The sequence below is a fragment of the Paraflavitalea pollutisoli genome, from assembly GCF_029360705.1.
Classification (GTDB): Bacteria; Bacteroidota; Bacteroidia; order Chitinophagales; family Chitinophagaceae; genus Paraflavitalea; species Paraflavitalea pollutisoli.
The window spans coordinates 895,420-910,511 of sequence record NZ_JARKMX010000001.1; the positions used below are offsets into that span (position 1 = coordinate 895,420).

15 protein-coding genes are annotated in these 15,092 nt (G+C 49.2%); 6 read left to right on the top strand and 9 right to left on the bottom strand.

Annotated elements, in window-relative coordinates:
- The first annotated feature begins 96 nt into the window (after positions 1 to 96).
- Positions 97 to 534 (top strand): 30S ribosomal protein S16, encoded by a 438-nt coding sequence (gene rpsP / locus P2W70_RS34505; protein ID WP_338119797.1) that lies wholly within the window; start codon positions 97 to 99, stop codon positions 532 to 534.
- Between the two features lie 68 nt (positions 535 to 602).
- A complete protein-coding gene (rimM, locus tag P2W70_RS03745) occupies positions 603 to 1,118 on the top strand; it encodes a ribosome maturation factor RimM (protein WP_276480081.1) in 516 nt (171 codons plus the stop codon).
- A gap of 35 nt (positions 1,119 to 1,153) precedes the next feature.
- On the opposite strand, the gene P2W70_RS03750 is transcribed toward rimM, so the two are convergent.
- The 3 genes from P2W70_RS03750 to P2W70_RS03760 all read right to left on the bottom strand — a co-directional run bounded on the left by P2W70_RS03750 (position 1,154) and on the right by P2W70_RS03760 (position 3,518).
- Positions 1,154 to 1,519 carry a T9SS type A sorting domain-containing protein gene (locus P2W70_RS03750; RefSeq protein ID WP_276480082.1) on the bottom strand — a complete coding sequence of 122 codons (366 nt, stop codon included), beginning with the start codon at positions 1,517 to 1,519 and terminating at the stop codon, positions 1,154 to 1,156.
- A gap of 158 nt (positions 1,520 to 1,677) precedes the next feature.
- The gene (locus P2W70_RS03755) at positions 1,678 to 2,406 is read right to left on the bottom strand and encodes a LytR/AlgR family response regulator transcription factor (protein WP_276480083.1); all 729 of its coding nucleotides are present in this window, start codon (positions 2,404 to 2,406) and stop codon (positions 1,678 to 1,680) included.
- Between the two features lie 2 nt (positions 2,407 to 2,408).
- The gene (locus tag P2W70_RS03760; protein ID WP_276480084.1) at positions 2,409 to 3,518 is read right to left on the bottom strand and encodes a sensor histidine kinase; all 1,110 of its coding nucleotides are present in this window, start codon (positions 3,516 to 3,518) and stop codon (positions 2,409 to 2,411) included.
- Between the two features lie 183 nt (positions 3,519 to 3,701).
- On the opposite strand from P2W70_RS03760, the gene P2W70_RS03765 reads away from it, so the two are divergent.
- Positions 3,702 to 6,080, top strand: coding sequence for an outer membrane beta-barrel family protein (locus P2W70_RS03765; protein ID WP_276480085.1), 2,379 nt, complete (start codon positions 3,702 to 3,704; stop codon positions 6,078 to 6,080).
- Positions 6,081 to 6,401: 321 nt separating this feature from the next.
- Entirely contained in the window at positions 6,402 to 7,574 is a 1,173-nt protein-coding gene (locus P2W70_RS03770; RefSeq protein ID WP_276480086.1) for a serine hydrolase domain-containing protein, read from the top strand.
- 8 nt (positions 7,575 to 7,582) lie between these two features.
- On the opposite strand, the gene P2W70_RS03775 is transcribed toward P2W70_RS03770, so the two are convergent.
- The 3 genes from P2W70_RS03775 to P2W70_RS03785 all read right to left on the bottom strand — a co-directional run bounded on the left by P2W70_RS03775 (position 7,583) and on the right by P2W70_RS03785 (position 9,858).
- Positions 7,583 to 8,185, bottom strand: a complete 603-nt coding sequence (locus P2W70_RS03775) for a DinB family protein (RefSeq protein ID WP_276480087.1) — start codon at positions 8,183 to 8,185, stop codon at positions 7,583 to 7,585.
- Between the two features lie 71 nt (positions 8,186 to 8,256).
- Complete coding sequence (locus P2W70_RS03780; RefSeq protein ID WP_276480088.1) at positions 8,257 to 8,958, bottom strand: hypothetical protein; 702 nt, start codon at positions 8,956 to 8,958, stop codon at positions 8,257 to 8,259.
- Between the two features lie 315 nt (positions 8,959 to 9,273).
- Positions 9,274 to 9,858 (bottom strand): Crp/Fnr family transcriptional regulator, encoded by a 585-nt coding sequence (locus P2W70_RS03785; RefSeq protein WP_276480089.1) that lies wholly within the window; start codon positions 9,856 to 9,858, stop codon positions 9,274 to 9,276.
- A 202-nt stretch (positions 9,859 to 10,060) separates the two neighbouring features.
- On the opposite strand from P2W70_RS03785, the gene dinB reads away from it, so the two are divergent.
- A complete protein-coding gene (gene dinB, locus P2W70_RS03790) occupies positions 10,061 to 11,209 on the top strand; it encodes a DNA polymerase IV (protein WP_276480090.1) in 1,149 nt (382 codons plus the stop codon).
- Positions 11,210 to 11,880: 671 nt separating this feature from the next.
- On the opposite strand, the gene P2W70_RS03795 is transcribed toward dinB, so the two are convergent.
- From P2W70_RS03795 to P2W70_RS03805, 3 genes are read right to left on the bottom strand one after another with little or no spacing between them, the layout of a single operon-like run.
- Positions 11,881 to 12,831 (bottom strand): HipA domain-containing protein, encoded by a 951-nt coding sequence (locus tag P2W70_RS03795; RefSeq protein WP_276480091.1) that lies wholly within the window; start codon positions 12,829 to 12,831, stop codon positions 11,881 to 11,883.
- Entirely contained in the window at positions 12,821 to 13,156 is a 336-nt protein-coding gene (locus P2W70_RS03800) for a HipA N-terminal domain-containing protein (protein WP_276480092.1), read from the bottom strand. Before P2W70_RS03800 ends, P2W70_RS03795 begins: the two co-directional genes overlap by 11 nt.
- Before the next feature lie 6 nt (positions 13,157 to 13,162).
- A complete protein-coding gene (locus tag P2W70_RS03805) occupies positions 13,163 to 13,720 on the bottom strand; it encodes a DUF1508 domain-containing protein (RefSeq protein WP_276480093.1) in 558 nt (185 codons plus the stop codon).
- A gap of 624 nt (positions 13,721 to 14,344) precedes the next feature.
- Between P2W70_RS03805 and P2W70_RS03810 the strand changes: the two genes are divergently transcribed.
- Positions 14,345 to 14,986: a peroxiredoxin gene (locus P2W70_RS03810; protein ID WP_276480094.1), complete on the top strand. Its 642-nt coding sequence runs from the start codon at positions 14,345 to 14,347 to the stop codon at positions 14,984 to 14,986.
- The last annotated feature ends 106 nt before the right edge of the window (positions 14,987 to 15,092 follow it).

A 15,092-nucleotide genomic window follows, 5' to 3' on the forward strand; every position in this document is an offset into this window, starting at 1 on the left:
ATTATATTTGGAAAAATCAAGGGGATTGCTACCTTTGCACTCCTTGAAAAGTAGAAAGTAACCCTATTTGTTCACGCATTTAAATGTCTATTTAAAATGCCAGTTAAAATCAGACTGCAACGTCACGGCTCTAAGAAAAGACCGTTTTACTTCATCGTAGTGGCAGATGCCCGCTCTCCCAGAGATGGTAAATTCATCCAGAAATTAGGTACGTACAATCCTCTTACGGTTCCGGCTACCATTCAGCTCGACCGTCAGAAGGCACTCGATTGGCTGCACAAAGGTGCTCAGCCTACCGATACTGTACGCCGGATTCTGTCGTTCAAAGGAGTGCTGTATCTGAAACACCTGTTACGTGGTGTGAAGCTGGGATTGTTCGACGAAGCTGCTGCGATGGTGAAATTCCAAACCTGGCACTCAGAACATGAGGTACAGGTGAAGAAACGCCAGGAAGCAAACGCGAAGGACAGAAGAATTCGCCGTGGTGGTGTTGGCGCTCCTATCAGAAGGAGAAGCGAGGGAGAAGCCTCCTAAGCGGTATAGCCAAAAGCCAAACGCATTAAATCCCGATGACTATCTTTGTCGTCGGGATTTTTAATTATATGACAAACTACTGTAGCATCGGCAAATTCGTAGCCACCTTCGGTGTCGGCGGTGAACTCATCCTCCGGCACGAACTCGGCAAAAGAACAGCCCTCAAGGGACTGGAAGTTTTATACCTCGAAGACAAAAAGGAAGAACTGCTGCCCTATTTTATCGAAGCGGCCCGCTCCAAGGCCGACCAGGAGCTATACATCAAACTCGAGGGCATCGATACCAAGGAAGCGGCTCAAAAGCTGGTACAACGCCAGGTATGGCTCGTAGAAGAAGCTTTCCACCAATATGCCGGCAAATCGGCCCCCATCTCCCTATTGGGCTATCATATCATCGATAATGGGGAAGATATCGGAGAGATCCTGGAAGTAATAGAGCAGCCCCACCAGGTACTCTGCCGCATCGACCTCGACGGCAAAGAAGCCCTTATCCCTGTTCACCAGGATACACTGCAGAAAATAGACAACAGTAAAAAACAGGTACTGGTACAATTGCCCGACGGGCTGCTGGACGTATTTCGTTGAGCATTTAGCCGGTACACACCGGGTGAACGATGAACCTAGTTGGAGGCGATCAACCGGCCTTTGAGTACTGTATCACCCATCACCGCATGTACGGTGTATACCCCACCGGCCAGCTTGGCAGGCATGGTTACCTGCACCACCTGTTCTCCGGTGTTCTGCAAACGGTCCTGGTGTGCCACCTTGCCCGTGCTGCTGAATACCAGGATCTCCACGGCACCCGTGTACCGCGTGCCCAGGTTGATCCTGAACTGGTTGTCAATAACTGGATTGGGATAGATCTTCAACTCCTTTCCCGGGCGGGAATCATTCTTCAGATGGACGGTTGCTTCCTTCAGGATCACAACAGGCATATCCTGCCTGAAGCTGGTGAGCGACAATAACCCAATAATACACAACGACATAATCCGCATAGTAACGATATTAAGATGTACGGTGGTTCTGAATATCTTTACGAAAGGGCCACGTAAAGGGTCAAGAGGAAGCAGCAGTAAATTAAGAAATTTCCTGTAAACAGGCAGCTATATTCGGTGATATAAAAACTATGCCCGTCCGGTAGGGTTTATTGCCGGGTGAACTTTCCTTTCACGGCGTCGGCGTAGTTGATGCTGACCGGCACTTCCACCTTGTTCATCAGCAATACCGCATCTGGTTTCAGCAGCTTGATCTGTGGCAACGCCACGATATACGATTTGTGGGTCCGCACAAATCTTTCGGCCGGGAGCATTTCCTCCAGCTTTTTCATGGTCTGGTGCACCAGGTGGTGCCCCGACACCGTAAACACCTTCATGTAATCGCGGGATGCCTCGATGTATACAATGTCATCGTACGGGATCTTCATCAACCCGTCTTTCTCCTTGATCAGCAAAAAAGAGCTGCTATCGGGCTCCCCGGAAGCTTCGGCAACTACCGGCAGCGTTTGCCTTACCTTCTCCACCGCCTTCGCAAACCGGTCGTACGAAAAAGGCTTCAGCAGGTAATCCGTCACATTCAGTTCGAACCCGTCGAGCGCATAATTGGCATAGGCCGTGGTAAAGATCACCCGAGGAGGTTTGGTGAGGGTTTTCAGAAAAGTGATGCCATTCACCAGCGGCATTTCAATATCGAGAAAAATAAGGTCGATGGTGTGTTGCTCCAGCTTGGCAAAGGCCTCGAGGGCATTGCGGCATTTGGCCACCAGCTGCAGGCCGGGCGTTTGCAGGATATACTGTTCGAGGATCTGGTGGGCTATCAATTCATCGTCGGCCACCAGGCAGCGGATCACAGGGCCAGAAAATTGGGCGGCGGTCATAGTTATGAAGATAAGGAGGTTATGGTCAATTTTACTTCAAAAACGTCGTCGGTCTTCCCGATCGACAAGTCATGTTGCCCGGGGTAATACAACACCAGCCGTTTCCGCACATTCTCGATCCCAACACCGCCATAGGGCGAATTCGAGGCAGGGGTGGCCACTGCAAATACATCATTGCGTAGCTCAAAATGCAGGCTATTGCCTTCCACCCGCAGGGAGCCATGAATAAAGCCGGTATCATTGAGCCGGTGGGCGCCATGCTTGAAACTGTTTTCCAGGAATTGGATAAACAGGAGTGGCGCTATCTGCTTGCCGGTGGCATCTCCGCTAACGGTAAATTGAATCTCGGCAGCCGGGTACCGCTGCTTTTCCATCTCCAGGTAATTCTCCAGGAATTCTATATCCTTTTCCAGCGATACCAGGTTGCGCTGGCAATCGTACAGGATAAACCGCATCATGTCCGACAGTTTGAGGATGAAGGCGGGAGTTTCTTTATTGCCCGTCAGGCTCATCCCATAGATATTGTTTAGGGTATTGAACAGGAAATGCGGATGCAACTGCGCTTTCAGCGATTCGAGCTGTAATACGAGATTGTCTTTTTCCAGTAAATGCTTCTTGCGTTCATTCTCATAGGCAAACCAGATAAAACTGACAGATAAGAACACAATGATATCTGCCAGTAACGGATTGGGTGACCAGCCAAACGGCCGGGTAAGCAGGCCGCGGGTAAACAGCATTGACTTATGGTAGAAGTCCTTGAGGGGCGAGGGAGCTGTTATATAGTAAAAGATGCTCGACATGACCCAGTTGCTCACCTTGCACACGATGCCAAAATAGAATATGATCGCCAGGGCCAGCCATCCATGTTTCTTCTTTTTGAGCAGGGTGGGGGCGATCCACCGGTAAAAGGGAATTACGTACAGAGACAGGGCAATGGCGAAAAGGATCAGTTCCGGATTGGGGAAATCGTCGCGGTTGGGATTGGGCAGTCCTGCCAGGTCGAGTAATACACTGTATTTATAGATACAGATAAAGATGAACCACATGGCTATCTCGTAATAGAACGGAAAGGTATTGAGCCCTTCCAGCCGTTGTTTAATTGCTTTGAACATAGATGCAAGAATATAATAACCTGTTTGGCCCAATAGCCGCTTTCGATGTAATAAGCCCTTTCTTCGACGAAATAAAAGCCTGCTTTTTACGTCGCAGAACCCCTTTGCTTCAACGAAACCACCTTCTCCTCCCTGGTATCCCGCTGTAGGTTTGTGTCATCAACAAACGAAAAACAACCAACCATGAACCGGAATACTAAACTAACCATCGCTTACGTAATGACCTTGTTCTTTGTAAGTTTTGCTACCGCCCAGGATATCGCAGGTACCATTACCGACAGCCTCAGCAAACAGGCATTGCCCCAGGCCACCGTTTCCCTGGTACAGCAAGACCAGGTCCTAGCCTCCATCACTACGGATAACAAAGGCCAGTTCCGTTTTAAAGACCGCAGCACAGGCGTTTATGCGCTGAAGATAGCCTACGTTGGATACAAAACAATCCTGCTCGCCGGAATTCAGCCGGGAAGCAACCAGGCCGTACGACTGGTACTCGACCAGAAAGACCTGCAGGTGGTGACGGTCTCGGCAGCCAAACCCTATATCGTACAAAAAATAGATAAAACGATTGTCAATATCGCTGGTAGCCCGATCGCTGCTGGTGGCACTGCCTGGGAAGTATTGTTGCGTGCTCCGGGAGTAGTTGAAGAAGGCAGCGGCCTCAAGCTGAAAGGAAAACGGATCACTGTGCTCATCGACGGGCGTTACTCCAACCTGAGCGGTGAAGACTTGAAAAATATGCTCAGTGCGATGGCCGCTAATGGAATTGAACGCATCGAGCTGATGTCTAACCCTTCTGCCAAATACGAAGCACAGGGCGGCGCCATCATCAACATTGTTATGGCGAAGAACACCAAACTGGGCACCAACGGTACCGCCCTTATTTCGGGCCGGGCCGGTAAATATGGTTCGTGGAATACGGGCGGCACCCTCAACTACCGCAGCAAAAAACTCAATGTATACGGTGGCTACGATTACCTCGACAACCAGCAGTCTACCGAAAGCCAGTTTACCCGCTTTGTGAGTGCCGATAAACAAATCTCCGATCATTCCAACAGCTTTGATCACCGCACCAGCCACAACATCAAGCTCGGTCTCGATTACGACCTCAGTAAACGCTCCACCTTTGGTGGGCTCGTGAAAGGAACGCTCAACAACATCGATCGTCGGTCTGCCATCCGTTCTCTTTCAGACATCCAGTCTGCACCGATCGATTCATTCTCTATTGCGGCCGCAACCGGACGTATCCGCTACCTGATGCCTTCGGTCAACCTGTACTACAAAGCTATCCTCGATTCTACCGGAAAAGAATTGCGCTTTAATGCCGACTACCTGGGGTATGAAAAGAAATGGAATGACCAGATAATCACCCGCTACAGCGATCCCAAAGGTGCCGAGTATACCGCCGACTACCTGCGCGCAGCGGCCCCTGCTTCCAACGACATCAAATCCTTTTCGGTCGATTATACCAACCCGATCAAAAACGGCGCTATTGAAGCAGGCCTCAAAGCATCACTGGCAACTACTGATAATGATGCACTGTGGGAGCGGGCCGCCAATGGCAACTGGGCCAAGGACCCTGCCCGTACCAATCACTTCGTCTATACCGAAAACATCTATGCAGGATACGTCAGCATGAACAAGCGTTTAAAGAAATGGAGTGTAATGGCTGGTGTGCGTGCCGAGCAAACCTATACCGAAGGAAATTCTATTACGGCCGACCAGGTCAATAAGAACAACTATTTCAATATCTTCCCCAATGCGGCGCTGCAATACCAGGCCTCCGAAGCCCATGTGTTTGGACTGTCTTACCGCAAGAGCATCGAGCGTTACAAATACGATGTGGTCAATCCCTTCATCGTGTACAAGAGCCAGTATAGCTATTACCAGGGCAATCCTAACCTGAATCCCGGCATACAGCACAATTTTGAACTGTCTTATTCCTATAACTACGAATGGATGGCCTCGCTCGTCTACACCCGCTACAACGATGTGGTCACCGAAGTGTTTCGCAAAGACCCCAACTCCCTGGCCGTCGTGACTACCTACGATAACCTCGCCAGTGCCGATTATTATGAAGCGGCTGTCAGCCATTCCAAAAGCTTCTTCAACAACAAATGGATCTCGAATGTCAACCTGAGCCTGGCTTATGCAAAATTCAATGCAGGTGGTCCCGACTTCAACAATGCACAACTGGCCATGATGGTCAACACCGACCAGACGATCGTGCTGCCAAAGAGCTTTAAGGTACAGGTGTCGGCCAGCTATATGTCGCCCATGGCACTGGGGGTGGTAACAACCCGGTCACGGATCAATATGGAACTGGGCGCTTCCAAATCGGTCCTGAAAGGCAGTGGTACCGTCAGCCTCAGAGTATCAGATCCATTCAATTTGTATGATGCACGGTTTAAGGTGTCGTCTTTTGGGGTAGAGGCCAATAACAATGTGAAACCCGAAACCCGCTTTGTAAAAGCCACTTTCACGTATCGCTTTGGCAACAAAAATGTAAAAGCAAACACCAATCGTAAGAATGCGATCGAAAGTGAAAGCCGCCGGATGCAGTAGATGGAATAGAGACTTCGTAACCCGGCACACAACAATTGCCGATAAGCCGCACAGGTTCGAATAACAACAGCAGCCAACTGATCGATACCAATAAAAGTTTCCGGTTTTGTTGATGTCCACAAGCCCTCGTTGAGCGACCTGAGCCCTGCTCGGGTCGTAGGGCTATGAAGCGGTTAAAGCATGACGACAGGTATTGTTGCGAAAGAGAACAACAACTGTCCGTAATCGTACAGTTCTTTTCTAGTAATTTTGTAACGTGCAGTAAATCAATGCGTGACTTTTGTGGCACGCTTTTCTAACTTTACTAACAAAACAAACTTTATGAAATCGTTCGCCCTCCTGTTGTGTTCCATGGCAATCGCTACAACAGGATTTGCTCCCCGCACAGAAACCGTACCTATGCTCGATGGTCGTTCTTCCATCACCAACGAACAGCTCACCCAAAAGATAAAAGCAATTGTAGAAGCACAGCGCGTTACCGGCTTGTCGATGGTGGTGATGAAAGACAGCGTGATCATCTACCGCAACTATTTTGGTGTACGCAACGCTTCCACCAATCAGCCATTTACCGACAACACGGTGTCCTATGCCGCATCGCTGACCAAACCTTTGTTCTCTTATTTATTTCTTAAGCTGGTCGACAAAGGCCTCTTCGACCTCGACAAACCAGTATACACCTACCTGAAGAAACCTATTGCCGAGTATGAAAAATGGAAAGACCTCGATAAGCAACCTGACTTCAAAAAGATCACCGCACGCATGTTGCTGAGTCATAGTGCAGGTCTTCCCGTGCTGCGTTACTTCTATGGAGATAGTACTACGCTCACGCTGATCAACAAGCCCGGCAAAGCCATGTATTACTCCAATGAAGGCATGAACCTGCTTGGCTTTGTCGTGGAAGATCATACGGGCACCGACCTGCAAACACTCGCCAAAGAATACATTTATGATCCCCTCGGTATGAAACATACCGCCATGGTATGGCAGTCGGCATACGAAGCCGATTATGCGGTGGGGCATGACAATACCGGCAAAGTATTGGGTGCTGAAAAGCGCAGCAGTGCCCGTGGTGCAGGATCGATGGTGACGACGGCCGCAGACTACAGCCGTTTTGTAGCCAGCGTGCTCAGTGGCAAAGGTCTTTCTGCGAAACTGCAGGAGCAATACCTCAAACCACAGATCAGGGTAACGAGCAAACGCGGCTTTGGTCCTTTGCGCGATAGCCTGACCAACAAGTCTGAATTTCGCAACATCGATCTTTCCTGGGGACTAGGCTGGGGATTGATCAAAACGCCCCATGGTAAGGCGTTTTTCCATGGTGGGCACTCAGAAGGATGGCAGAACTACTGTGTCAGCTATCCTGAGAAAGGAATTTCAGTCGTGCTGTTGAGCAACAGCGACAATTTTGAGCCCGCGACCGGACAAATACTGGAGACCGCGATCGGCGATACCTGGTCGCCGCTGAAATGGTTGACCTACTACGATAAACACTAAGTTTTGTGCTACGCCACGACACCCGAAGGATAAGTATAGCCATGATTTCCTTTCACAGCGTTCAGGGTGTTGTTGATCTGTACAAAATGACGTTGGTGATGCGCGATCAGGAAGCGGAAAGTGTCACCCAGTTTGATCTTGATGAATTTTGCGATCGAAATGGGAATCCTGATCTGGTTGAGATCGGCTTTGCCAGCCAGCTGTAGTAATTCCAACAGTAGTTTTTCCTGCGCCAGGAATTCCTGCAATACCGTATAGCTATCGATATCACGTGATGGCCGGTGATCCTTAGGAGCTTGCATCTTATGGGTTATCCGGCCATCTTCTTTGGGGGCCATCGAGCTGGTAAAATAGTCGCCGAGCCAGCCGGGTTTAAAATCTTTGCTGGCGGGGCCGCGATAGGCTTTCAGTGCCTGCTCCATCAGGGGCAGGTAATAGCGGCCATAAGAGTTGAGGTGTTCGATGACCTGGGCTACGCTCCATTTACCGGCCGCTGGCTGCGCTACCAGTACCGCCGGGTCTTCCTGCAGCAGGTAGTGAATGGTCAGCACGATGCGTTTGGTATCGGCGGTGAGTTGCTCGAGTAATTGATTGCTGGACATTTTTTTCATGGCTATACTTTTTTGATGCTACAAAGCTAGCCGGGGCCAGCGGGAAAAATCTTGGTGTAGGCCAAGATTTCCTAAAACCAGTTCACGGCGTATTTGATGCCAATACCAGCCGCTACGAAACTTCCTTTGGAGGTCTGGATAGCATCGTAGTGAACCTGGCCGTTTTGTGGTTGGTACTGGATCGTTTGCCGGAGAGCGGGAGAAATTCCAGCGTAGTAATTGGTGTTCAGGTGTAACAGGGTTTTGGGCCAGAGTTTGATATCGACGCCCAGGCCAACCTGTACGAGTGTAAGTACCTGCGAGGGATACTGCACAGTGTATTTGTACTGGATTTTCTCAACGCCATCCCAGCCAAAGATTCCATCGGACTTTATCAAACTGCCTTCATCGGTGATGCCAAAAGTAAATCCGGCAACGGGGCAAATGGCGACGGCACTTTTGAGCAGGGGCAACCGGGCGCCAATACGTAGCGGGAGCAGGTAAGCCGTGCGGTCGGTGGATTGGGAACCATAATAACCATCGAAAGCGAGACCCACCTTATAGGCGCGCATATATACACCGGTTTCAAAGAAAGCATATTTATGGATGGACCGCCGGATATTGACGCCCCATAGTGCGGCGCTGACATCGGGTTTCGACATACGGGCGCCCGGATCGGCGATCTTGAACACATCGGCAGAGTAGGCGACCTCCACGCCGATAAGGGTCTTGTCCTGGGCGTGGGTGCCGGTAGCGATCAACAGTAATAAAGCGCAGGTAAAAGTTCGGGTCATGGGTTGATTATTGTGAAGGTCAATGCTACGGCTGGTAGGGCAAAGGGAAATGGTAAAACAGATGAAGTGCCGGAATGAGGGTATGAACAGTTGCTGGGGGCGCTCAAACTGACGCCGTTGAAAGGGAGCGCATCGAGCTATATCTCTGGTTGCCTTTGTTTCTCGTCGCCATTCTGCTGGCTTTCTCTCGATGCCTGGTTGCCTTAATGCCTCGGAGCCTTTCATCTGCCTCGCTGCCTTTCTTCTGGCCTTCCCCGGAGCCTGTCCCGACGGATGTCGGGATTGCCTATATGCCTTGATGCCTATATGCCTTTCTCAAATCCTCACGGTCGACATCAGTTTGCTGAAGGTACTCGCATCGATGCCCAGGTAGGAGGCCAGGTATTTATGCGGTATCAATTGAAGCACATGCGGGCTTCGTTTCAGCAGGATCCGGAACTTCTCTTCTGCACTATAGCTTAGCAGCTCGATCTGCCTTTCCAGCAATCCCATCATCACCCAGGAGGTCGACAACCTGATCCACCGTTCGATGTTGTGGTACTTGTCCATCAAGGCTTGCACCTGCTGATGTGTGGTGCGTAGCATTTTGCTGGTGGTGAGGGTTTCCAGGAAAAAGCGAGAAGGCTGTTGCGTCAGGAAGGAGTCTGCCACGCCCGAGAAAGAAGGCGCATAGGTGAAAACCACCGTAATTTCCGGATGCTTGTCATCGAGGTAGAAAGCCCGTTGTACACCTTCGGTGACGAAGTACAGGTGCCGCTCGGTTTCACCGGCTGTAGTAAGAATGGTTTTGCGTTTGTATTGTACGGGTTGCCAGATAGCGGAAAAAGCCTGCCATTCTTCGTCCGATAAAGGATGCAAGGCGAAGATCTGCTTCCGTAATAGTGCCAGTTCCTGCTCCATATGGTAAAAATAGGGAAATGCCTCTGTCTTTCTATTGGTCTTGCCTGCGTTACCTTTTGCCTCTGTCGCCTGTTCACCTGTATCCCTGCGTTGCCTTTTTGCCTCTGTTGCCTGGTTGCCCTTGTATTTCCCCCGTTGCCTAGATGGCTTGGTGCCTCGGTGCCTCGGTGCCTTGTATTCATTTCCGTACCTTTGCGCCACTATGTCCGCCGTCCCGCAACGTATAATCGCCCACTTCGATCTCGACGCTTTTTTCGTGTCGGTCGAGTGCCTTAATAATCCCTCCCTGAAGGGGAAACCAATCCTGGTAGGTGGCCGCGAACGCGGCGTGGTGGCGGCTTGTAGTTATGAGGCGCGCAAGTTCGGCATCCATTCCGCTATGCCGATGAAGACGGCGCTGCGGCTTTGCCCGCAGGCGATTGTTACCAATAACAGCCGCGCCGATTACAGCAAGTACTCGCGCATTGTTACCAATATTATCGCCGAAAAGGCGCCACTATTTGAGAAAGCTTCCATCGATGAATTCTACCTCGACCTCACTGGGATGGATAAGTATTTTCAACCTTACCAGTGGACGATCGACCTGCGCCAGGAGATCATTGATAAAACGCAATTGCCTATTTCATTTGCGATGGCTTCCAACAAAATGGTCGCCAAGATCGCCACTGATCAGGCCAAACCCAATGGTTACCTGCATATCCCGTTTGGAAAAGAAAAAGAATACCTGGCACCACTGACCGTCAACAAAATTCCCGGTGTTGGCGACTCTACCTATGAGACGCTGAAGTCGATGGGCATCTTCACTATTCGCGACCTGAGCGAGCAATCACCTGAATTCCTGGAGAAGCGTTTGGGCAAATATGGTATTGACTTGTGGAATAAATCGCAGGGTATACATCATGGCGAGGTAACGCCTTACCACGAAGCGAAGTCCATTTCTACAGAGAGTACATTTGATGAGAACATCAAAGATCCCGCGCAACTGATGACCGAACTGGTGCATATGACAGAGAAGGTGGCGCATGAATTAAGGCAGGATAATAAAACCGCCGGATGCATTGCGGTGAAGATCCGCTATCCGGATTTTGAGACGACTTCCCGGCAAACGACCATCCCCTATACGTTCTATGATGATGAGCTGATTCCCCAGGCAAAAGACCTCTTCCATAAGCTGTGGCGTAAAGGCCAGCCGGTGCGCCTGTTGGGTGTGCGCCTGAGCGAGCTTACTGATGAAGCGGTGCAGACGAACCTGTTTGTAGATACTGAAAAGAAGAATGGTTTGTACAAGGCCATCGATGATGTCAAGAACCGGTTTGGCAAAGCTGCCATCTCCAAAGCTACCGGTAAATAATCCTAATGGTAAGATTGGAAAACTTGGCTATTTCTTCAAGGGGAATAGCAATCATTGGCTGATTACTCATTGGCCCATGGTACGCCCATGCCTTGTCTCCACATGGCCAACATATTGCCTACAGCTTGCCTACGTATTGCCTGGCCGCTCAATGAGCAGAGGCAATATTTCCTTAGAGTGCAGGCAATGTGTAGGCATAAAGCAGGCAATCCAAGGACAATCCAGTAAACTATTGATACGGAAATCCTTACAATCAAATATAAGAAATTATTGCGATGGTTACGCGTATAGGCAGGGAAAATTTTTCCGCGCACCCAAATTCGCCGAAATGCCTGCCATAGCTAGTTAATACCGCTTTCAGCTACAGATTTTGGCGGGTACAGCGGTGGAGGGAGGGGAAAGCGAAAGGCTGGCGTACCTACTCCTTAGGAAATTGCTGCCGGGATATTGTAGTGGTAGTCAGCTGATGGGGGAGGGGCTGCCGGGTTACTGCCGAGCTCGTGCCGAGCTCATCCCGAGCTGGTGCCGAGCTATAGGTCCTCGATTGGTCCTCGATAGGTCCTCGTTAGGTCCTCGGTTGCCGGGGAGGACTCGAGGTTCATGTGTGGTTCAACCGGGTAGGTACAAGGGGGGAAGTGAGGCAAATAATGAGTAGCTCCACAGAGTTATCTTTAAGAATTATGAAGGCGAGCAGAACGTTCGGTAATAATCTCTTTGTACAGAGCCTGTTCTTCTAAATTCAAAAAGCTTTTGTCAATAAAGGCAAACCACTTGGGAAGTAATTTCTGCATTTTTGCCAGAATGTTTTGCCCTTGTATTGTCGTCAAGCCTACCGTTAGAAAAGCAGCTTCAAAATCCGAACGTTTAATCTTTTTCTTTTTTGCGTTCAGTGTCAAGCCCAGATCCTCTTTATCTTCCGGCATCACCAGTGCGGTAGACACCATATCGTACGCCGGTGTAAGCTCAAATTCACCGTTCGAAGTTTCAATCAACGAGAAGTTTTTTAAGTGCATATCCGCATTACCCGTCAAGAAACAAAACACAACTTGCTCGAAATAATTCACCAAATCGAGCCCCGGGTTGTCGGTATGTTCACTAATCAGTTTACCGATCTGCTCATACGATCCTTTGTATTTGTCTTCCGTAAGTCGCCCGGATATTTGGCACATGTCTTCCATGTGTATGCGTTTCCCTTTATGCCGGTCAATTCTTTTTGTGATATAGGCCAGCGTGCCGGAACGCATACGGATCAAGCTGTGGGGCACCGTTTTTATTCCTGTCAATTTAGCCAGGTGCATTGTCAGATCCTCTACTTCCGGCAGGGTAGGAAAGGTTTTCGTATGGGGCTTCAGAATGTACTCTCCCAGTGCCCCTACGATGGTGAATCGTTCTTTGTGCTTTACCGTGTCCTCTGTTACTTTTAGCGACAACTTGGGCTGCACACCTGTTACGGCATGCTGACTCTGGATGATCTTCTCGGCTAGCTCCCGCATCTGCATCTCTGTATACGGAAGTTCCGGCGGCTTGGGTGAGCCGAATATCTTTTTGCTGCACCGAGTATGAAAATCAACCTCGGATGCTGCGAGCTCATTGTAGCAATAGAGACATCTTCTAGAGCTCATCAGTTGGATCGTTTACAGGGTGAACACTAACGGCGCCAATGCAGTCCCGGCAACAGGCAAGTAACAATCCCATCCTGTCACGTGGGTTAAGCTTGTAGCTTGCCTCGGCAATTTCCAATAACCACCCTTCTGGGATTAGACCGTCAAAAAAAGCAAACATGGTCTTACTTTTAAATGGCATTTCCTGAAGAGGCAGCGTTCTACTAATTGGTCTACTGACTGGATCGGAACGGTATTGCTCGTCATAAATATATTCATAGCCTGTAGTGGTTTCAACCAACCACCCTGCAAGTATATCTCCCATAAACACTTCTGCCTTTCTCATGGCTTACTATTTTTTTGTGCCAGGTACCGGTCCCAATCTGAATCCAAACAACTGCAACACCTGGTTTACTTTGTCAATCCGAAGTGTTTGCTTGTCGCCTGCTTCCAGCTCGCGCACAAACCGAACCCCGACACCTGCTTTCAACGACAATTCTTCCTGGCTCAGGTTCGATTGCTTCCGCCTATTTTTAACAAACTCTGAAATGGTAACATGAGGTGTTTCAACACTTGCCTCACTATCGCCTTCATCGATAACTGAGTCTATCGTATTTGTTGCCACACTCTTAATGCCAGCTTTCATTCCAGTCTCTGTTTCATACATTTCACTGGTGCCAATTACTTCTCCGTTTGCGCCTTTCAGGTTAAAATAATATTTGCCGCTTGCCGCTACCTTTTTGTCGTAGCGATCGTCCCGAAAACTGTTGCTTCTAACTGCGGATATGCCATTTAGAGCGCCGCTCTTTGAAGAGTAACTTCCACTGGTCAGAATTATTTCACCAGTCGTTGCAGCCAGCCGAAACTGATACTGACCGTTTGCCTTCGTAGATATTATAAACTTTCCCATTGATTGAAAATTATACCTGATCGGGATGAAATATGTATAAATATACAAAAGTATACCCGATCGGGTGTATTTTTTATGTTATCTGCTAAAAGGATCCCGATCGGGTATATTGATACGAATTAGCGGAAAGGTGTTCGTAAGATAAAGCGATAGCCATTTGAAGATAGGTCTGATTGGGTACGAGTGCCTAACTGGGAAATTGCATCTTGTTAAAAGAATCGCGAAGAGTTTGTGTGTGCCAGGATGGGGTCAAGATTGCTCCTCTGCGCTGGAATCTATCGAATCATAACAGATTCAGGATTGGGAGCAAGATCACACCATGTCACACTCATGTAGTCAACCAATATGAAAACGGTTATAGTCTATACATGCAGCGAGCTCCACCAACATGCCTAAATCGCACCCTGCCGATCGCTCCCCAAACTACCCAACGTTCGTTTCCGGCTACGTGGCCGGGGTCCTTTAACAATCAGCCCCAAAAATGATTCAATCCGGTGAAAGCCAGCCCCATCCGCCAGTCGCCCCAATGCAAGAATAATTTAACAAAGCAGTCTACTCTGTAAGTAGGGAATTAGTATCTTCGTTCTCCGTTCGCGGATTTTTTTAACCATAAATTTCTTTGATATGAGTTTAAGATTAGGCGACATCGCCCCCAACTTTCAGGCGAAAACGACTGCTGGCGATATCGATTTCTACGAATATCTCGGCAATAGCTGGGGTATCCTGTTCTCTCACCCCGCCGACTATACCCCCGTTTGTACCACCGAACTGGGCAAAACCGCGCTGCTCCAGGGTGAATTTGAAAAACGCAATGTAAAAGTACTGGCCGTGTCTGTCGACTCTCTCGACAAGCACATTGGCTGGGTTAACGATATAAACGAAACACAAAACTGTAGTGTTGGCTTCCCCATCATCGCCGATACCGATCGCAATGTTGCGACCCTGTACGACATGATCCACCCCAACGCTTCTGAAACTTTCACCGTTCGCTCCCTGTTCGTGATCGGACCCGATAAGAAGGTGAAGCTCACCATCACTTACCCCGCTTCTACTGGCCGCAACTTCCACGAAGTACTGCGCGTAATCGAATCACTGCAGCTGACTTCCGGTTACAGCGTGGCAACACCTGCCGATTGGAAGCATGGCGAAGATGTGATCGTTGTGCCCGCAGTTTCTACCGAAGACGCGATCAAGAAATTCCCTAAGGGCGTACAAGTGGTAAAGCCTTACCTGCGCTATACACCACAGCCCAATATCGATAAATAGTCTTTAGTCGCAATAACTGACATCGTTCAAAAACCTTCCCGCGCAAGCAGGAAGGTTTTTGTTTTTCCCCCAAATTCCCAATATCTTACTGGAAATAACTGTATGA